At 69.2% G+C, this 19,282-nt stretch carries 13 protein-coding genes; 6 read left to right on the top strand and 7 right to left on the bottom strand.

The features are described 5' to 3' along the window. Window positions 1-21: 21 nt before the first annotated feature. Window positions 22-1,698 carry a hypothetical protein gene (locus ACFOWZ_RS45885; RefSeq protein ID WP_382380665.1) on the bottom strand — a complete coding sequence of 559 codons (1,677 nt, stop codon included), beginning with the start codon at window positions 1,696-1,698 and terminating at the stop codon, window positions 22-24. Between the two features lie 40 nt (window positions 1,699-1,738). Here ACFOWZ_RS45885 and mgrA point away from each other — a divergent pair, with 40 nt between their 5' ends. Next, window positions 1,739-2,767: an L-glyceraldehyde 3-phosphate reductase gene (gene mgrA / locus ACFOWZ_RS45880; protein ID WP_382380663.1), complete on the top strand. Its 1,029-nt coding sequence runs from the start codon at window positions 1,739-1,741 to the stop codon at window positions 2,765-2,767. A gap of 127 nt (window positions 2,768-2,894) precedes the next feature. Here the strand turns inward: mgrA and ACFOWZ_RS45875 are convergent, their stop codons facing one another. Next, window positions 2,895-4,292 carry a sensor histidine kinase gene (locus ACFOWZ_RS45875; RefSeq protein WP_382380661.1) on the bottom strand — a complete coding sequence of 466 codons (1,398 nt, stop codon included), beginning with the start codon at window positions 4,290-4,292 and terminating at the stop codon, window positions 2,895-2,897. After that, window positions 4,289-5,005 carry a response regulator transcription factor gene (locus tag ACFOWZ_RS45870; protein WP_382380659.1) on the bottom strand — a complete coding sequence of 239 codons (717 nt, stop codon included), beginning with the start codon at window positions 5,003-5,005 and terminating at the stop codon, window positions 4,289-4,291. The genes ACFOWZ_RS45875 and ACFOWZ_RS45870 overlap by 4 nt, the downstream gene beginning before the upstream one ends. Window positions 5,006-5,122: 117 nt before the next feature. Between ACFOWZ_RS45870 and ACFOWZ_RS45865 the strand changes: the two genes are divergently transcribed. From ACFOWZ_RS45865 to ACFOWZ_RS45855, 3 genes are read left to right on the top strand one after another with little or no spacing between them, the layout of a single operon-like run. After that, window positions 5,123-6,481 carry a ferredoxin reductase family protein gene (locus tag ACFOWZ_RS45865; RefSeq protein WP_382380657.1) on the top strand — a complete coding sequence of 453 codons (1,359 nt, stop codon included), beginning with the start codon at window positions 5,123-5,125 and terminating at the stop codon, window positions 6,479-6,481. A 12-nt stretch (window positions 6,482-6,493) separates the two neighbouring features. Further along, a complete protein-coding gene (locus ACFOWZ_RS45860) occupies window positions 6,494-6,988 on the top strand; it encodes an FMN-binding protein (RefSeq protein ID WP_382380655.1) in 495 nt (164 codons plus the stop codon). Between the two features lie 2 nt (window positions 6,989-6,990). Continuing rightward, window positions 6,991-7,731, top strand: a complete 741-nt coding sequence (locus ACFOWZ_RS45855; RefSeq protein ID WP_382380653.1) for an FAD:protein FMN transferase — start codon at window positions 6,991-6,993, stop codon at window positions 7,729-7,731. A 170-nt stretch (window positions 7,732-7,901) separates the two neighbouring features. Here ACFOWZ_RS45855 and ACFOWZ_RS45850 read toward each other — a convergent pair whose 3' ends face one another. After that, a complete protein-coding gene (locus ACFOWZ_RS45850; protein ID WP_382380651.1) occupies window positions 7,902-9,413 on the bottom strand; it encodes a purine-cytosine permease family protein in 1,512 nt (503 codons plus the stop codon). A gap of 189 nt (window positions 9,414-9,602) precedes the next feature. After that, window positions 9,603-10,637 (bottom strand): ADP-ribosylglycohydrolase family protein, encoded by a 1,035-nt coding sequence (locus ACFOWZ_RS45845; protein WP_382380649.1) that lies wholly within the window; start codon window positions 10,635-10,637, stop codon window positions 9,603-9,605. A gap of 102 nt (window positions 10,638-10,739) precedes the next feature. On the opposite strand from ACFOWZ_RS45845, the gene ACFOWZ_RS45840 reads away from it, so the two are divergent. Further along, complete coding sequence (locus ACFOWZ_RS45840) at window positions 10,740-13,505, top strand: AfsR/SARP family transcriptional regulator (RefSeq protein WP_382380647.1); 2,766 nt, start codon at window positions 10,740-10,742, stop codon at window positions 13,503-13,505. Between the two features lie 141 nt (window positions 13,506-13,646). Here the strand turns inward: ACFOWZ_RS45840 and ACFOWZ_RS45835 are convergent, their stop codons facing one another. After that, a complete protein-coding gene (locus ACFOWZ_RS45835) occupies window positions 13,647-14,411 on the bottom strand; it encodes an SGNH/GDSL hydrolase family protein (RefSeq protein WP_382380645.1) in 765 nt (254 codons plus the stop codon). A 304-nt stretch (window positions 14,412-14,715) separates the two neighbouring features. On the opposite strand from ACFOWZ_RS45835, the gene ACFOWZ_RS45830 reads away from it, so the two are divergent. Then, window positions 14,716-15,030 (top strand): hypothetical protein, encoded by a 315-nt coding sequence (locus ACFOWZ_RS45830; protein ID WP_382380643.1) that lies wholly within the window; start codon window positions 14,716-14,718, stop codon window positions 15,028-15,030. Here ACFOWZ_RS45830 and ACFOWZ_RS45825 read toward each other — a convergent pair. Beyond that, on the bottom strand, window positions 15,027-19,016 hold the full coding sequence (locus ACFOWZ_RS45825; RefSeq protein WP_382380641.1) for a DUF4082 domain-containing protein: 3,990 nt from the start codon (window positions 19,014-19,016) through the stop codon (window positions 15,027-15,029). The two genes, ACFOWZ_RS45830 and ACFOWZ_RS45825, sit on opposite strands and share 4 nt — an antisense overlap. Window positions 19,017-19,282 lie beyond the last annotated feature (266 nt).

Here is a 19,282-nt window from a genome sequence, read left to right as displayed (position 1 = left end):
GTCATTCGGTGTGACAGCTCGTCATGTTTTGCGAACGAGTCCGGTGAACCCCGCGACGCTCAACGTGGCGAACGACCACCCGAGGATCTGCACGACCCAGCCTGCTCCGGTCGCCCACTGCCCGGCTGGTCCGTTCGCCAGTTCGCATCTCGGTGTGCCGCCGAGCTTCACGAGCGGGATCGCGAGGTCCGCCGCAAGACTGATTCTGTTCACAGATGAACAGGAGTCCGCTGGGCGGTCCTTGGCCGGGGTGAGGCCGTTGTTCTCACCGGCTGTCCACACCAGACCGATCGCGAGCAGGAACGTGATCAGCAGTCCCGCCACGGCCCTGGACGGCTTGTAGCCGTAGCCGAGGGTGGCGCCGAGGAACCAGTGCCAGAGCTTGTTGCCGGGGTCGCCGCGGTGGCGGAGGTCTTTCTGCTGGGCGATCAGGACCTTGCGGGCGGTGTGCTCGTGCCCGGCGGCGCGGTGGACGGCGGCGAGTTGTTGGTAGGGCTGGGCTTCGTACCTGAACGTGTGATCTCGCAGCATGGTGAGCCAGGCGCCGGTGTCGGCGGGAGGTTCGGGGTAGGTCAGGCCGTTCACCGACGCCGCGAACATCGGGTCGCTGATCAGCTTCGTGACGTCGAGCCGGAGCGCCCGGCCGACTCGCGTGCTGAACAGGTCGGCAGACAGTCCCCGGCCGTGGTTGACGATCTTCTCGGGGCGGAGGGTGGCCTCGCCACCGACATCGGTGTCGCTCACCTCCACTGCGGGGAACGGGCTCGAGGCCTCGACGCGCTCTCCGCCGATCAGCAGGTTGCCGTCGACGGACGCCCGGTGCACGGAAACGGCCTGACCGCCCCGGCTGCGGACCGACCCCTCGATCACGAGGGCGCCGCCCAGTCTCGCGTTGGTGATTCGAATCGTGGAGTCCGCGCTGTTCGACAGAGCGTCGAAGTCCCCGAAGAGGCCGATGCCGGCGCGGATGTGCGCGCCGTCGGCACACAGGGCGTTGCCCGCATCACTGCGCAGCACGGTGCCGATCATGTTCAGCCCTCGTGTCGTCGCGTCGACGAAGGTCACCGCATCGCCTTCACCACCTGCCCGCAGAAAGGCGTCGTGGAGCCGGACCATGCCGCCGATCTGCGCGCCGTTGAGGTTGAGCGCGGTACCGACGGCATCGACGACCGCGTCGTTGAGGATCAGGTCGATGCCGATCTCGCAGCTGTCGAGCCAGCACCCGACTCCTTCAGCGGCGATGAACACGCCGGACATCCACACGTCGCGGCTGATCCTCATGCTTCCGCCGGAGAGCGCCCCGAGGCTGCTTCCCTGGAGCAGCAGTGGGCCGTCGATCCTCGCGTTGTCCAGGTCCAGGACACCGGTGCAACGGGCGTCCCGCATGGCGAAATAGCTGGTGCGCAGGCCTTCGGCGTTGATACCGGGCAACGTCGAGTCGTCGAGCGACAGCCCTGGCAGGTCCGTGTGGAACAGCGACAGCGGCTCTTCGAAGAAGCAGTTGTCCAGCAACAACGGTGAGGACGACTGGAAGAAGTCGAGAGCGAGCTGGCCAGTGATCCGGGCGCCGCCCACCTGGAGCCCGACCGGGCCGAGGTCTCCCGTCTGCAACAGACGGTGGATCGACTCGGCGCGCACCACGTTGTTCCCACGACGTGAGAGGTCGAGGACTTCGCCCGCCTCAGCAGCGCGTTTCATGTCCTGCTCTGTCTCACTAGGACGTGACATCGTGTGCACCATGTCCTACCTCGCGGATAGCGCGCGCTACGACCAGATGACGTACCGGCGGACGGGTCGCAGCGGTCTCAAGCTGCCGGCCATCTCGCTCGGTCTGTGGCACAACTTCGGCGGCGACCGGCCGTACGAGCTGGGTCGCGGGATCGCGCGCAGGGCGTTCGACCTCGGTGTCACGCACTTCGACCTCGCCAACAACTACGGTCCGCCGTACGGCTCGGCGGAGGTCACGTTCGGGCAGATCCTGTCCGATGATCTCAGGCCGTACCGCGACGAGCTGGTGATTTCGACGAAGGCGGGCTACGACATGTGGCCGGGGCCGTACGGGGAGTGGGGCAGCCGCAAGTACCTGCTGAGCTCGCTCGACCAGTCGCTGACGCGGATGGGGCTCGACTACGTCGACATCTTCTACTCGCACCGGTTCGACCCCGAGACGCCGCTCGAGGAGACGATGGGCGCGCTGGTCAGCGCGGTGCAGCAGGGCAAGGCGCTCTACGTCGGCATCTCGTCGTACTCGCCCGCCAAGACGCGTGAGGCGGCTGAGCTGCTGCGGTCCGCAGGTGTGCCGCTGCTGATCCACCAGCCGTCGTACTCGATGCTGAACCGCTGGATCGAGCCGGAGCTGCTGGACACGTTGGAGGAGGTCGGCGCGGGCTGCATCGCGTTCTCGCCGCTCGCGCAGGGCATGCTGACCGACCGGTACCTCAACGGCATTCCGGAGGGTTCGCGCGCGTCGCAGGGCAAGTCGCTGTCGACGGACCTGCTGACCGAGGAGAACCTCGGCCGCATCCGGGCGCTGAACGAGATCGCGAAGTCCCGCGGGCAGTCGCTGGCCCAGCTCGCGCTGACGTGGACCATCCGCGACCCGCGCGTCACGTCGGCGTTGATCGGCGCGTCGTCGGTGGGGCAGCTGGAGCAGAACCTCGCGGCGTTGCAGGCGCCGCCGCTGACCGACGACGAGCTCGCCGAGATCGACAAGTACGCCGTCGAGTCGGGCATCGACCTCTGGGCGACGAGCTCGCAGGCCGAGTAGCGAAGTGCACGCGGGGAGCTTTCGTTCGCACTGAGCGCACGCAAGGGCCCCGCGTGCCGTCAGGCGGAAAGTACGCGGGGAGCTTTCGTACTTTCCTGGAGGACGCGAGGGCCCCGCGTGCGGTCAGCTAAGCGTGGCGGGGGAGGCGGATCGTGAAGGTTGTCGAGCCGGGGCGGCTGGAGACGGCGATCGTGCCGCCGTGGGCGTGGACCAGCGACTGGACGACCGCGAGGCCGAGGCCGCTGCCACCGCGCTGACGGGTTCGCGAGTCGTCCACGCGGTAGAACCTGTCGAAGATCCGGGCCTGGTCCGCCTCCGGGATGCCGGGTCCGGTGTCGCTCACCTTCACGACCGCCCAGTCGCCCGACGCCGTCACCTGCACCGACACCGAGGTGCCCGCCGGGGTGTGCACGGCGGCGTTGGTCAGCAGGTTGTCGAGCACCTGCCGCAGCCTGGTCGGGTCCGCGGTCATGGTCACCGTGTCGGCGTCCACCTCCAGCGAGTGCGACGGGCGCGCGGCCCGGAACGCGTCCGCTGCCGCCTCCGCGATCACTGCCAGGTCGAGTTCCTCGGGGCGCAGCGGTGGTTCGGACTCGGCGGAGTCCAGGCGGGCCAGCAACAACAGGTCGTCGAGCAGCACGCTCATCCGCGACGCCTCCGACCGCAGCTTCTCCAGGTGCTTCTCGCGTTCACCCGGCTCGTTGGCCGCCGCGTACCGGAACAGGTCGGCGTAACCGCGCAACGACGTCAACGGCGTGCGCAGCTCGTGTGAGGCGTCGGCGATGAACCGCCGGAGGCGTTGCTCTGCTGCTGTGCGTGCGGCCAAAGAAGAGTCGATGTGCGCGAGCATCGTGTTGAACGCCTCGCGCAGCTCTTCGACCTCGACGCCGCCGCCCTTGCCGTCCACGCGCACGGCGAGATGGGCGGAGTCGGTCAGGTCGTGTGACGAGATGCCGTGGGCGGTGTCGGCCATGTTCGACAACGGCTTGAGACCCTTGCGGATCAGCGCCTGGCCGCCGACGACCAGGACCACCAGCGCGGCCAGGATCGCGATCACCCCGACCGTGATCAGCTGCGAGAGCGTGCTGTCCCTGTCGGCCATCGGAGCCGCGCTGACCAGCACGATCTCGTTGGCCTTGATCGGGCACGCGCGGAGCCGGAACTTGCCCTCGCCGCGCAGGTACTCGGTCTCGAACTGCTCGGTGACCAACGCCCTCTTCGCGATGGCGTCGAACTCCTCGCGGTCCTCCGGTTGCGGCTGCTCGCCCGGCTGGGCGCGCAGAGCACCGTCCTCCATCTTGTAGACGACGGCGAACCAGGTCGGCGGGAGCTTGGTGACCTTGTAGTAGTACTCGACGTCGTGCGCCGCGCCGGTCTGGCTGATCGCCATCTGGTCGTCGAGCCGGTTGTCGAGGAACGTCTTCATCGACGCGAAGGTGACCGCGCCGACGATCGCGAACACGGCGAGCACCAGCGCGCCGAGACCAAGGGTGAGCCTCGTGCCGAGGCGGAGCTGCCTCCTCATTCCGCTGCTCGGCGGAGCACGTACCCCACACCGCGCACGGTGTGGATCAACGGCTCGTGGCCGTCGTCGAGCTTGCGGCGCAGGTGGGAGATGACGAGCTCGACCACGTTGGATCGGCCGCCGAAGTCGTACTCCCACACGTGGTCGAGGATCTGCGCCTTCGTGAGCACGGCCGGTGAGCGGCGCATCAGGTAGCGCAGCAGCTCGTACTCGGTCGGGGTGAGGGTGACGAGCTTGCCGCCGCGCCGGACCTCGCGCGTGTCCTCGTCCATCAGCAGGTCGGAGACCTTCAGCACGGAACGCTTCCACGACGGACCCGTGGAGCGGCGCAACACGGCCCGAAGGCGCGCCATCAGCTCTTCGACGGAGAACGGTTTCACGAGGTAGTCGTCGCCGCCCCGCGTGAGACCCGCCACACGGTCCGCGGTGCCGTCACGAGCCGTCAGGAACACCACGGGCACCATCGCCCCGGCCGCGCGCATTCGATCAAGAACGGTGAATCCGTCCAGGTCAGGCAGCATGAGGTCGAGCACGACGATGTCCGGCTGGAACTCGGCGGCTTCTCTGAGCGCGTCCTCGCCGCTGAGGGCTGTGGCGGCCTGCCAGCCCTCGTACCGGGCGACCGTCGCGACCAGGTCAGCGATGTGCGGCTCGTCGTCCACGACGAGCAATCGAACCGAGTTCCCCTTGTCCACGTGCTCATGGTGCGTCACCTGGTGCTCCGCCCGCTCGATCGACAGGAAGTCGACAGCCCGTGCAAAGCGGAGCCACAGCTGGAGCACCAAGGATCGAGAAAGACCGACAGAGACCGCCTGACCGAGGAGCCCGCCGTGACGACCACCCTGCAGCAGACCGCGCGACCGGCCGCGGCCGGCCGCGCGACGCCGCACAAGGTGCTGGCCAAAGCCGGCCTCTACGCGTTCCTCCTGGCCAACGCGGCTTTCGTGACCTACCTCTTCAACGCGGCGGGCGTCGGGTCGAACAAGCTCGTCAACTTCGGCAGGCTCGCCGGCCTCTACGGCGCGCTCGCGATGGCGTTCCAGCTCCTGCTGGTCGCGCGCCTGCCGTGGCTCGACCGCCGGCTCGGCATGGACAAGTTGACGTCGTGGCACCGCTGGGTCGGCTTCACGATCTTCTGGATGCTGGTCGGGCACCTGGTCCTGATCGCGTTCGGCAACGCGGGCGACGACGGTCCGATCGCCGAGGTCATCAGGCAGGCGACCGAGCTGGAGGGCATCCTCCGCGCGCTGGTGGCGTGGGTGATCATCATGGTCGTCGGTGTGGTCTCCGCCCGTTTCGCGCGGCGTCGCATGGCCTACGAGACCTGGCATTTCATCCACCTGTACACCTACATCGCGATCTTCCTCGCGTTCACGCACCAGATCGTCGTCGGCAGCACGTTCCGCAAGTCCGCGCTCGCGACCGGGTACTGGTGGGGGCTCTGGGCGTTCGCGATCGGGTCCGTCGTGATCGGACGGCTGGTGCTCCCGTTCTGGCGGAACTGGCGCCACCAGTTCCGGGTCGCCGCGGTCGTGCCGGAGGCGCACAACGTCGTCTCCGTCTACATCGAGGGCAAGGACCTGGACCGGCTCGGCGCCAAGGCCGGTCAGTTCTTCCTGTGGCGTTTCCTGACCAAGGACCGCTGGTGGCAGGCCAACCCGTTCTCGCTGTCCGCAGCGCCGAACGGCAAGTACCTGCGGCTCACCGCGAAGGCGCTCGGCGAGGGCAGCGCGGACGTCCGCAACATCAAGGTCGGCACCCGTGTGTTCGCCGAGGGCCCGTACGGCGCCTTCACGACCATGCACCAGACCAGGCCGAACGCGCTCCTCGTCGCGGGTGGTGTCGGCGTCACGCCGATCCGCGCGCTGCTGGAGGAGATCAAGGGTCACGTCGTGGTGCTGTACCGGGTGAGCGACCCGAGGGAAGCCGTGCTGCTGCGCGAGCTCGAAGGCCTCGCCCAGGCCAAGGGCGCGGTGCTGCGGCTGGTCACCGGTTCCTCGAAGACCATCACCGCGAACGGGCCGTTGCTCGGGCCGGACAACATCGCCGCGCTCGTGCCGGACGTGGAGGACCGCGACGTCTTCATCTGCGGCCCGAACGGCATGACCGACGCCGTGGTGCAGAGCCTGTCCGAACTGGGAGTGCCCAGCAACCAGATCCACGCCGAGCGCTTCGCGCTGGCCAACTGAGAGGGCGACGACGTGAAGAGGGCAATTCCCGTTCTGGCGCTGAGCGTCGCCGGCCTCGTGCCGGTGTGGCTGTACTCGCCGGGCGCGGCGCACGAGGGCGAGATCAACGAGGCCGCCGCCGCGCCGGAAACCCAGCAGCAGAAGCAAACCCCGGCTCCGCAGACGACCGCGCCCAAGACGACCGGGTCCGCGCCCAAGGCGAACGGAACCGCGCCGACGACCCAACAGCAGCAACAGCAGCAGGCCCAGACCAGGAACGTGTCCGGTCCCGCGGTGAACACGTCCGAAGGCACCGTGCAGGTGCAGGTGACGCTGCAGGGCAACAAGATCACCGACGTGAAGGCGTTGCGGGCACCGAACAGCAACCCGACCAGGATGGCGCTGCCGCTCCTGCGGGAGTCGGCGTTGAAGGCGCAGAGCGCGGACATCGACACGGTGTCCGGCGCGACGGCGACCTCCGAGGGCTACAAGCAGTCGCTGCAGGCGGCCCTCGACGGGGCGAAGTAGCCATGCCGGTGCGGCGCGTCGAGCACATCATGGGCCTGCCGATCTCGGTGGACCTGCGTGACGGGGACGCCGCACTGGCCGAGCGCGCGTTCGCGTCGCTGAGGCAGGCGGACGCCCAGTTCTCGCCGTTCAAGCCGGACAGCGAGGTGTCCAGACTGGACCGGGGTGAGCTCACCAGGGAAGAGCTCACCCCGGACCTGGTCGAGGTGCTCTCGCTGTGCGACTGGTACGAGGACTCCACGGGCGGCGCGTTCACGGCGCGGGTACCGGGACGCGGACTCGACCCGTGCGCGGTGGTGAAGGGCTGGGCCGTGCAACGCGCCGCGGACATCCTGCGGGAGGGTGGCGCGTCGTCGTACTGCCTCAACGCGGGGGGCGACGTCGTCACGGCCGGTGAGCCCGAACCCGGAAAGCCTTGGCGCGTGGGCGTTCGGCATCCCGACCTCGCCGACCAGGTCTGCGTCGTGCTCGGCGTGCGGGACGGAGCCGTTGCCACGTCGGCGTTGTACGAACGCGGGCAGCACATCCTGGACGGCCGTACCGGTCAGCCGGTGACGGGAATCCTGTCCGTCACGGTTTTCTCCGACGACCTCGCGATCGCGGACACCACTGCCACAGCGGCATTCGCGCTGGGCAGGGACGGGATCGAGTGGGCTGCGTCGCAAGAGGACTGCGAGGTCTTCATCGTCGACGAAGATCGCAAAGTCTTTTCGAGCCCTGGACTTCCGGTACACATCTGTTAACATGCCCGCCCAACGGAGCTTGACTCCGCGGCACGTTTCTCGTTGATCAAGAGCTGGATCGGAGCTCGCGCTCGGGGCAAGTCCCGGCCTGCTGTCGACCAACTACTCGTGCGAGAGAGCCTGTCGGTGCGCGAATTCGGGAGCGCGCACCGACAGGCTCTTTCTGTTTCCTACGCCGGAACCGGTACAGCAGGGCTGGTGATCGGCAGGACCGGGACGTCCGCGGCGCGCACCAGCCGTGGCCCGTCGGGGCCGTAGACCGCGCGAGGCTCCGGGAAGACGAGGAGCAGCGCCAGGAACAGCACGGCGGCGACGGCGATCGACAGCGGCAGGCTGACGTCCACACCGCCGGCGAGACCGCCCAGCGGCCCGACGAACTGGCCGGGGATGTTGGTGAACAGCACGCCCACGACCGCCGCGACCCACCACGCCGTCATGCCGCGCCAGTTCCAGCCGTGCGCGAACCAGTACCGGCCACCGCGCTGACGCCGGTTGAACACCTGCAACGCCTCCGGGTCGTACCAGCCGCGCCGGGTGAACAGGCCGAGCATCATCACGACCATCCACGGCGTGGTGCACGTGATGATCAGCGTGGCGAACGTCGAGATGCTGCGCACCAGGTCGAACCCGAAGCGGCCGACGAAGATGAACACGACGGCGAGCGCGCCGACGAGCACCGTCGCCTGCACGCGGGACAGCCGCGGGAACACCGAGGAGAAGTCCAGGCCGGTGCCGTAGAGCGCGGTCGTCCCGGTGGACATCCCGCCGATCAGCGCGAGCAGGCAGACCGGCAGGAAGAACCACTGCGGCGCGATCGCGAGGAGCCCGCCGACGAAGTCCTGTCTCTCCAAATAGGACGGTGCGGCGGACGCGATGATGCTGGCGGTGGCCAGGCCGAACACGAACGGTACGAGCGTGGCGACCTGGGACAGGAACGCGGCGGCGACGACCTTGCGGTGCGGGGTGCTCGCCGGGATGTAGCGCGACCAGTCACCGAGGAAGGCGCCGAACGACACCGGGTTGGCCAGCACGATCAGCGCGGACCCGATGAAAGCCGGCCAGAACGCGTCCTGGGCGATCGTGCCGGCGTACGACGGGTCGAAGTCACCCGCGAAGGCCACGACGCCGAGCACGAAGAGCGCCGTCGCCGAGACGACCGCGATCTTGTTGACGAAGAGCATGAACCGGAACCCGTAGGTGCACACGACGAGCACCAGGCCGGCGAACACCGCGTACGCGATCGCGTAGGAGAGCGTGCTGCGAGGCACCCCGAACAACCGGTGCGCACCGCCGACCAGAGCGTCGCCGGAGCTCCACACCGCGAGCGAGAAGAACGCCACCGCGGTCAGCAGCGAGAGGAACGAGCCGACGATCCGGCCGTGCACGCCCAGGTGCGCCGACGACGACACCGCGTTGTTCGTGCCGTTGATCGGTCCGAAGATCGCCATCGGGCAGAGGATCAGCGCCCCGGCGAGCACTCCGAGCAGCGTCGCGGCCAGGCCCTGCCAGAAGGACAGTCCGAACAGGATCGGGAACGCCCCCAGCACGCAGGTGGAGAACGTGTTGGCGCCACCGAAGGCCAGCCGGAACAGGTCGAACGGGGTCGCCGTGCGTTCTGCGTCGGGGATCCGTTCGATGCCGTTGGTCTCGACCCGGGTGAGCGGCGGCGGTTGCTCGACCATGAGATCTCCTTGCAGGTCAACGGCTGGTGCCGCCGACGCTACAAACCCACGAGTGACCCAGACCACTGGACGTTTCGCCCAATCTCGCCCACCCAGTTGTGCAAACCATCCTGCCGCTGAGTGCACGCGGGGAGCTTTCGTACTCTCCTGGCGCACGAAAGGGCCCCGCGTGCGGTCAGCAGCAGGGGGTTAGGCGTAGCGGTCCTCGTTGAAGTCGAGGTTCACGGCGGAGGCGCCCAGGTCGCGGCCCATCGCGTCCAGCACGTCCACCAGCTCCAGGCTGCTCAGCCAGTCCCGCGGTAGCGCCTCGGTGCCGTGCAACGCGCCGAGCACGTTGCCGGTCAACGCCGCCGTGGCGTCACTGCCGCCGGAGTGGTTGGCAGCAGCGCGCATCGCGTCCACGAACTGCGACGGCTTCGGGTGCGTCAGCACGGTGTAGACCGCGATCGCCAACGCCTCCGGACCGGTCCAGCCGCTGCCGAGCCGGTCGACGCGCACGGACGACTCGCCGTCGTGCTCCTCCGCCAGCACCACGGCCCGCGTCAGCACCGTCGCCGTGTACGTGTCGTCGCGCAGCACCCGGCCGATGACCTGGTCGATGGCTTCGCGCACCGGCCTGCCCTTCACCGCGAGCAGGTGGATCAGCAACGCCAGCGCGCCGCCGGAGACCCAGCCGCCCGTGCCGCCGTGCGTCAACGCGGCGAACCGGCAGCCCAGGTCGTATGCGATCGCCGCGGACGGTGCGAAGCCCGCCGGTGCGGTGCGCGTGACGCCGTTGCAGCCCGACGACTCGTTGTGCGGTTCCTGCGGTGTGGACATGGTGTCCGCGGCCAGCGCGCGCAGGCACGTCAAACCCGGCGAACGGCTCTCATACAGCCGTTCGTCTGCGAGCAGGCCCACCGCGCCCCGTTCCGGGGCCGGCTGCTGCTGGGTGACCAACCAGCGCCGGTAGCTGTGCCACACCATCTCCGACGGTTCCCACTCACCGGTCCGCTTCCCGCGCACCCACGCGCGGAGGTAGCCGTCGGCGGTGAAGAGCGTCAGCTGGGTGTCGTCGGTGAACAGCGCGGGCTTCGGTGGTGCGACAACGCCCTCGGGGCCGTGTTCGCGCTGGATGTCGGCCCAGCCGAGGTACTGCACAGGAGCGCCGAGCGCATCACCGAGAGCGCCGCCGAGGAGGCACCCGGCGCCGCGGTCAACCACGGAGTCACGATCTCGCGGCACGCGTGAACAGTAGCGTCCCGCGAACTTGAACCGCACTTGTATCTGAGACGGCCCCTCCCGCACCTGTTGAAGTGACGAGGTCAGCGCAGGAGAGGGAGGGGCATGCGGAGCAAAACCGGACTCGAGTTCGGCGTGCTCGGTCCACTCCAGGTGCTCGCGGACGGCAGGCTGATCCAGCTCGGCCGCCGCGGCATGCGCGGACTGCTCGCCATGCTGGTCGTCGAGGCGAACCGGCCGGTCTCGATCGACCAGATCGTCGACGCGTTGTGGACGGACGCGCCGCCCGCCACCGCGCGGACGATCGTGCACGGATACGTCTCGCGGTTGCGCAAGATGCTGGAGGAGGCCGACCCGACGGGCTCGGCGACGATCCGCACGACACCGACCGGGTACCAGCTGGCCGTTGATCCGTGGCGTCTCGACCTGCACCGCGCGCGGCAGCTCGTGACGTCTTCTCGCGGCAAGCCCGCCGCCATCCGGGCGGGCTTGCTGCGCGAGGCGCTGGGGCTGTGGCGCGGGCCGGTGCTCGCCGACGTGCCGGGCGACCCGATGACCTCCGACCTGGAGGAGCTGCGGCTGTCGGCGCTGGAGGAGCGCATCGACGCCGAACTGGAGCTGGGCCGGCACCTGGAGCTCGTGGGCGAGCTGCGAGGGCTCTGCACCGAGTACCCGTTCCGCGAACGGCTGGTCGCGCACAGCATGCGCGCGCTGTACCGGTCGGGTCAGCGCGCCGACGCTCTGGAAGCCTACCAACGGTTCCAGCGCCGCGCGGCGGACGAGCTGGGCATCGATCCCGGCCCACAGCTGCGGTTGCTGCACGAACAGGTGCTGCGCGACGACCCGGCGCTGAGCGTGATCGGTTCCGTCGAAGCCCGTCCCGTCGCACCGCGTGCGGGGATCGTGGCACCGGCGCTGCTGCCCGCCTCCGCCACCCGTCTGTTCGGCCGGGACGACGACCTGTCGTGGCTCGACGGCGTCTGCGCGGCCAGGAACCTGCTCGCGACGACGGTGGCCGTGCTGACAGGGGCGCCCGGTGTCGGCAAGAGCGCCCTCGCGATCACGTGGGGGCACGAGCACTCCGAGATGTTCCAGCACGGCGTGCTGTTCGCGTCGCTCGGCGACACGGAGCCCGGTGAGGTGCTGACCAGGTTCCTGGTGGCGCTGGGCGTTCCCGCGGACGGGGTGCCGGTCGCGCTGGACGACCGGGTCGGGCTGTACCGGTCGTTGCTCAACCGCCGCCGCGTGCTCGTGGTGCTCGACGACGCGACGGGCTTCGAGCAGGTGCAGCCGTTGCTGCCGCCGGGTTCCGGGTCGGTGGTGCTCGTGACGTCGCGCAGCCAGATGGAACGTCTCGTCGTCACGAACAGCGCCCGCGTGCGCAAGCTGGGCCCGTTGGACGAGGGGGCCGCGCGCGAACTGCTCGACGACGTGCTGGGCAAGCCGTTGTCCGAGGAGGACCCCATGGCCGCCCGCAAGCTCGCCGAGCTGTGCGGTGGCCTGCCGCTGGCGCTGCGGGTGGCCGCGGCGAAGCTGGTGATCAGTCCGGAGTGGACGGTCGAGGAGCTCGTGGGCGAGCTGGCCGACGACGGGCAGCGGATGCGTGGCCTGGACCTACCTGAGGCAGGCGTGGGAGTGTCGAGGGCGCTGGACCTGTCGACCCGCGACCTGCCGTCCGATCTCGGTGAGGTCTTCCAGTCCGTCGGCATGGCGCCCGGCCGGTGGATGTCGTCGCACGCCGTCGCCGCGCTGACCCGCACGCACGTCGAGTCGGCGCGCGACCGCCTGGCGCAGCTCGTCGAGGTGAACCTGCTCGTCGAGCCGTGGCCGGACGGGTTCACGATGCACGAGCTGGTGCGCCTGTACGTGCGGGGAGCGGGCCGGGCGGACAAGGACTCGTTGCGGCGCCTGGTGAACTACTACCTCGTCGCGTGCGACCACGTCCGCCGCGCCATCCGACCGGCGCGTGACGGACTGGACTTCGCGTTGGGGGACAACGGGTCCACGTCGCTGCCGCCGTTCGGCGACCCGGTGGCGTGGTTCGACGAGGAGTGGCCCAACGTCGTCGCGATCGTGCACGCGGCCGCCGAAGCGGGCCTGCACGACCAGGTGTGGCAGCTCGTGAGGCTGTTGCACCCCTATGCGACCGTGCGCGCGCTCACCGGGGAGTGGGTCGCACTGGTCGGGTTCGGCCTGGCCGCGGCCGAGGTGACGGGGAGCCGCCTCGGTCAGATCCTGATGCTGGACACGACCTACACGACGAACGCCAGGCTCGGACGCCCCGTCCTGCTGCCCGACGCTCGCCGCGCGCACCGGCTCGCGACCGAGCTGGGTGAGCGCCAGTATCTGGTGCTGACGCTCGCCCAACTCGCCGACGTCCTGTTCCGGCTGGAGCACCACGACGAGGCGCTGCTGCACTTCTGGGAGTCGGTGCAGCTCGCGCAGCAGTCCGGTGACGTCGTCGGCGAGGGCCACGGGCTGAACAACGTGGCACAGGTCGAACAGGCCCGCGGCCGCGTGGAAGTGGCGCTGCAGCACCAAGCTCACGCCGTCGAGGTGTACCGGCGCTCAGGCGACCAGGTCGCGCTCGTCCGCGGTCTCGCCAACCTCGCCGAGCTGTACCTGCAGGCCGGTTCGCTGGACCAGGCGGAGTCGCTCGCACGGCAGGTCGTGGACCAGGCTGCCGCGGCCGAGATGACCTACCTCGAAGGTTTTGGCCGCCAGGTGCTCGGCGGAGTGTTGCTCCGGCGGGCGGAATGGGTTGCTGCGGCAGCGGAATTGACCGAGGCGCTGCGGCTGTACGCGCAGGTCAACTCGGCCCGTGCGGTCGAGGTGCGTGCGGCACTGGATTCGCTGTCGTCCGAGGTTTAGCGGACGTTTAGTCGTCTGGTCCCAAAACATGGGAACGTTGAACTAGCAGCCGCCGAGTGGGGGATTACCGAGGGGGTAAGGCGACTGCGTTCGGAGGGTCCGACCGGCATTCGGGGGAGAGTGCCGGTCGGACCCTTCACCTCACCCGAAGTTCTCTTCGGTGCAGCGCGCCAACGGCAACAGCTCCGGCCGCTTCGGCGCCATCCCGTCGCCCATCGACTCACCCCGCAGCGTGCGTCCGATCCACGGCACGACGTGCTCGCGCGCCCACTTGAGGTCGGCCTTGCGCTGGGTGACCCAGTCCGTCTGCTCCAACGCCGGCCACGGCTCGTTCCACGAGTGGTCGTCGCTGAGTCCGAGCACCTGGTAGGCCTTGAGCGCGACCCGCTGGTGCCCCTCGGGCGACAGGTGCAGCCGGTCCTCGCTCCACGCGCGCTTGTCGTGCAGCACGTGCATGGACCACAGGTCGACCATCCGGCAGTGGTAGCGCTCGGCGATCGACCACAGGTGGCTGTTGTAGATGGCGATCTTGCCCCGCAGGCTCCGCAGCAGAGGGGTGGACCGCGTGTCGAAGCCGGTGAAGATGACGACGTCGGACCCGGCGGCGCGGAGGTCGGCGACCGCGACCTCGTAGACCTCGGCCAGCGCGTCCGGGTCGCTGTTCGGCAGCATGATGTCGTTGCCGCCCCCGCAGAACGTCACCAGGTCCGGTTTGAGCGAGATCGCGAGCGGCACCTGGTCGTCGATGATCTCCTGGAGCATCTTGCCCCTGATCGCGAGGTTGGCGTACCTGAACTCCGGCGCCTGTGCGGCCATCAAGCCCGCGAGCCGGTCCGCCCAGCCGACGTAGGTGTCGCCAGGGCCCGGATCGTCCATGCCTTCAGTGAAGCTGTCCCCCAGGGACACGAGACTGTTCCATCGCAGCAGCACAACATCCCCCTAACTTCCACGTGCCCGCGGCTCCCGTTCGCAGGCGACTGGTCAGCATGCACAACCAGGCGCTGGTTACGCCACCGTCGGTTACGGCATCGTAGGTTTTGTCGCTGTGGGTGACGATTCTTTTACCACTCGATCGAGCGAAGCTTGAAGGCGTTCCAGGGGATTTGTCCCACTCGGCCGCTAACTTCTGCCGGTGCGTTCTGGTTTGCCGCTTCCCTCACTTTCTCTGGGTGTCGCGCTCGTCACAATCGGGGTGCTGGCCGGTGTGGCCATGAGCACCGGTGTGGTCCCCGTTCCCGGCCCTTCCGACGCCTCGCCGAGCGAGCCGGAGGTGGCGAACATCGGCGGTGATCAGCCGCCGATGGAGTTCACGCCGGTGCCGTCCGCGGTGAAGGTCGCGCCGGTGCGTCCGTCCTCCACCCGGCCGGCGGTGACGCCGCCGCCGCACTCGAACCCCGTGGTGACACCGGAGGCCGTGCAGGCCCCGACGAGCACGGCGGGCACGACGGTGGTGCCGTCCGTGTCGCTGCCGTCGCTCTCGTCGTCGGCCGCGACCTCCGCTGAGTCGAGCGTGCCGGTTCCCTAGCTCGGTTCGAAGACCACGTCGACCCAGTAGTTGGAGTTCGCGTAGGTGTTCGAGGGAAAGCCGGAACCGTAGGCGAACACGCCGTTCTGCTCCGCCGGGGCGATCAGCGTCGGCGAGGTGACCGGACCAGCCGTGAAGTACCCGACGTTCACGGCGTAGTGGCCCGTTGTGGTCGTGTAGGACGCGGTGTAGGTCTGGCCCGCGGTGACGGTCACCGGCTGGGCGAAGGTCAACGTCTGCCAGCCCGTGGCGGTCTCGTTGGTGAACGTGCCGGTCGCGAGACGCTGACCGGAGGAGTTCCACAGCGACCCGGTGTGGGTGCCGGTGTTGCCCGCGCCCTTGTAGAACCGCACGCCGGTGATCTGGCCGGAACGCGTCGGCGAGAACCGGATGCCGAGCTCGTAGGCGTTGCTGTCGTCCGCGGACGTCTTGGCGGGCACGGTCGCCGTGCTGAACAACGAGCACGGGCAGGCAGGCGTCGTCGTGGTGGTGAAGGCCCAGTCGAGCGGTGGGTCGCCGCTCGCGTCGCCCAGGTCCAGGTGCGCCTGGTAGCGCGTGCCCGGTGCGAGCGGACCGGCTGGTTGCCAGGTCACGGTCTTCCGGTCGGCCGACAGCGAAACCGTGCCGGTCAGCCGGTCACCTCTGGGGTCGGTCAGCCAGATCTGGGCGGAGCCGGCCGAGACCGGTCCGCTGAACGTCGCCGTCAGCGGCGCCGTCAGGCCCGCGTTCGTCGTGCCGGCGCCCGGCGAGCGGTGCGTCAGCGTCGGCGGCGGTGGTGGGGCTTCACCGTCCCCGTCGGTGGCGCTGCGGTAGATGACGTCGACCCAGTAGTTCGCGGCGTTGTACGACGAGGTCGGGAAGCCGCCGCCGTAGCGGTAGACGCCGTTGCCGCCGTCCGTGCCGTTCGGCAAGGCGTGCAACGACTTGTAGCCCGCGCCCTGGCCGTTGAAGTAGCCGGAGCTGACCGAGTACCTGCCGTTCGGGGCGTGGTACGACACGACGTAGGTGGTGTTCGGCTGCACCGTGATCGGTGAGGCGAACAGCAGCTTCTGCCAGCCGGACGAGGTCTCCGCGGTGAACGTGCCGGTCGCGAGCTGCTGACCGGTCGAGGACCACAGGGTTCCGGTGTGGGTGCCGGTGTTGCCCGCGCCCTTGTAGAACCGGACGCCGTGGACCTGGCCCCTGGCGTCGAAGCGGACCTTGGTGCCGACCTCGACCTGGTTGGTGTCACCGGAGTCCGCGACGGCCGGGGCGGTGAAGTCGTCCCAGATCGTGCACGGGCACGCCGCCGGACGTGGCGAACCGGTGGTGAACTTCCAGGTGGTCGCCGCGGACAGGTTGCCGGCGGCGTCCGCGGCACGCACCGACGCGCTGTAGGTCGTCGCTGCGGCCAACGGAGCCGCCGGTGTGAACGTGGCCGTGTGCGCGTCCGCGGACAACGAGGTCGTGCCGGAGATGGCGCCGTTCGGACCGGTGACGGTGAACTGCACGGAGTTCGGCGTCACCGCCTCGTCGAACGTGCCCGACACCGTCGTGGTCAGTGCGACCGAACCGGCGTCCGGGAGGGGTGAACTGGTCGTCCTGACCGGTGCGCGGGTGTCCGAGCCGGGATCCGGCGCCCACACCACGTCGACCCAGTAGTTGGTGTGGTTGAACGTGCTGTTCGGGAAGCCGCCGCCGTAGCGGAAGACGCCGTTCGGTCCGTCCACATCGGACGCGAGGCCGGTCAGCGGTTCCAGCAGTTTGTTCCTGCGGAAGAAGTACTCGGAGTCGTAGGAGAACCGTCCGGTCGGGGTGAAGTACGAGACGACGTAGGTGGTGTTCGCCCGCACCGCCACCGGGGCCGCGAACAGCAGGGTCTGCCAGCCGTTCGCCGTCTCGCCGGTGAACGTGCCGGTGGCCAGCTGCTCACCGCTGCTCGACCAGAGCGAACCGGTGTGCGTCCCGGTGTTGCCGTCGCCCTTGTGGAACCGCACTCCCCGCACGTAGCCGGAAGTGGTGGCACGGAACTTCATGCCGAGTTCCAGCGCGGAGTTGTCGGCCGCCGAGGCGACCGCCGGTGTGTCGGCGGAGCTGAAGACACCGCACGGGCACACCCGCGAGGCCACGCCGGGGTCCGCGCCGATCGGTGCGGAGAGGTTGGCCGAGTCGTCGACGGCGCGAACCCGCAGACGTGCCGGGCCCGACTGCGCGGGCGTGTAGGTGTAGCTCCAGGTCGTCTGCCCGGCCTGCCACGTCGCCGGGTGCCAGCGGGTCCCGCCGTCGGTGGACACCTCGACCCCCGCGACCTGGCCGGCGGCGTCGACCACCGTGCCGGAGAACGTGTACGGCTGGCCGACGGTCGACTGCCCCGGCACCGAGGTCATCGACACGCCGGGCGGCGCGGTGTCGGTGCTCGGGGTCGCCGCGGTCAGGCCCGGTTGCAGCGAGGCCGGGAGAACGCCCATGTCCGCCAGGAAGTTGACGGTGGCCTGCTTCATCCGGACGTCGGACGTCGGCGTGGTGGTGCGGTACGCGTGCTCGTCGTCGACGCCCCACGCCCACTGCACCGTCCCGGCGGCGAACACGAGCGATCCGCTGGAGTGCCGGTAGTAGGTGATCGCGTGCGTCTTGGTTCCGGAGCCGTACTCGTCGCCGTGGTTCTTCAGCACGAAGTAGCCCTGCATGTCGACCGTCGTGCGCGAGAGCTGCGCGACGCCCGCGGGCTGGAAGCCGTTGTCCTCCACGCTGTTCCACTCGTAGCCCAGCGTGCCGGGCTTGAACGAGTACGTGGCACCGGACGCCAGCGACTGCAGGTCGGTGTGGCGCCAGAGCCGCATCTTCCCGTACGCGGCCGGCACCTGCAGCGCGTCGTCGCGGCGGCCGTTGACGGTGAAGAGGTTGCCCAGCAAGGCGTTCTCGGGGCGGCCACCGTCCTGCGGCGGGCTGTACCGCGGGTCGCGCCACGTGCCGGTCCAGTCGCTCAGCCCGTCGCTCTGGGTGCCCTTGGTCTCCTTGAAGCAGGCGATCGTGCGCCAGTCGGTTCGCGAGGAGTCGATGCCGGGTTCCCAGCGGGTCTTCCAGAAGAACTCGTTGCCGGTGAGGAACGCCATGTGCACACCGGCGTCACGGGCGGCCTCGATGTTGGCGCGCTGTTCGTTCGACCAGTACTCGGGGTGCCCGACCGGCATGAACACGCGGTGGTTCTTGATGAGCTGGCCGCGGCGCGCCGTGTCGACGTCGGTCGTGTAGCTCACGTCGTACCCGTTCGCCTCCAGGAAGCGCAGCATCGGGTACTCGGCGTTGAAGACGAAGTTCTCGTCGCCGCCACCGCCGGTGATCGGGCGGTTGTAGCTCACCTTGTACGCCGAACCGCCCTGTCCGGGACCGTCGCCGTAGTAGAGGCTGTTGCCGCCGTAACGGTTGTAGGCCACCCACGTCGCGTCGGCCGTCTGGAAGAGGATCTTGGACCGGGAGGCGTCGTCCCGCACGACGAACACGATCTCGTTCTGGGCACCGGTGTCGGTGCGCCGGACACGGGCGTAGTAGATGCCGGACACCGCGTCGGACGGCACGTCCCAGCTCACCGAGACCGCCCAGTTGCCGCAGTCGATGAGCGCGGTCGGCGTGTCCCGCAGGCAGGACGGCTGGGTCTGGGGCGTGTCGCGGCCGATCTGGCCGACCAGCCGGGCACCGAGGCCGCCGTACCAGCCCATCCGGTAGATGTCGATCGTGTAGGCCGGCGCGGAGGTCAGCACCTTGAAGTTGACGCGACCGCCCGGTGTGCTGCTGATGTCGGTGGTGAAGCCGACGATCGAGTTGTCCCGCGAGGGCACCAGCCAGCCGGGCGTACCGGGTTTGGTGTTCTCGCACAGGACCGCGTTGGTCACCGGTGCGTCGCACGGAGCCGCGTTGGCCGCGGCGGGTGCGGAGGCGAGGACGAAGGGAAGGACCACACCCGCACCGACCGCGAAGGACAACATCGTGCGGGACAACCGTCTCAACACACTACGGACCTTAGTAGTGCTCACGCTCTCACCCATGCTCCGGTCTACGAAGCACGGCGACGTGCGGCTCACACCGGACGCAGGGCATTACCCGAACGTTATCCGCGGAAGGTCGTTCGTCAAACGGGAAACCCCCGCAGCGGCCTCGGCGCGTGAGGTCGCTGCGGGGGCCGGTGGGACCCTTTCCGAGGGGGAGCGCCGCCGCCGATCAGCTCCCCCTCGGAAAGGGGTTGGGTCCACTGCCCGGGACGCCGCCGCCGATCTGC

Origin of the sequence: Lentzea rhizosphaerae, from assembly GCF_042649515.1 — a bacterium.
Classification (GTDB): domain Bacteria; phylum Actinomycetota; class Actinomycetes; order Mycobacteriales; family Pseudonocardiaceae; genus Lentzea; species Lentzea aerocolonigenes.
This window is presented reverse-complemented; position numbering and strand designations above follow the sequence as displayed.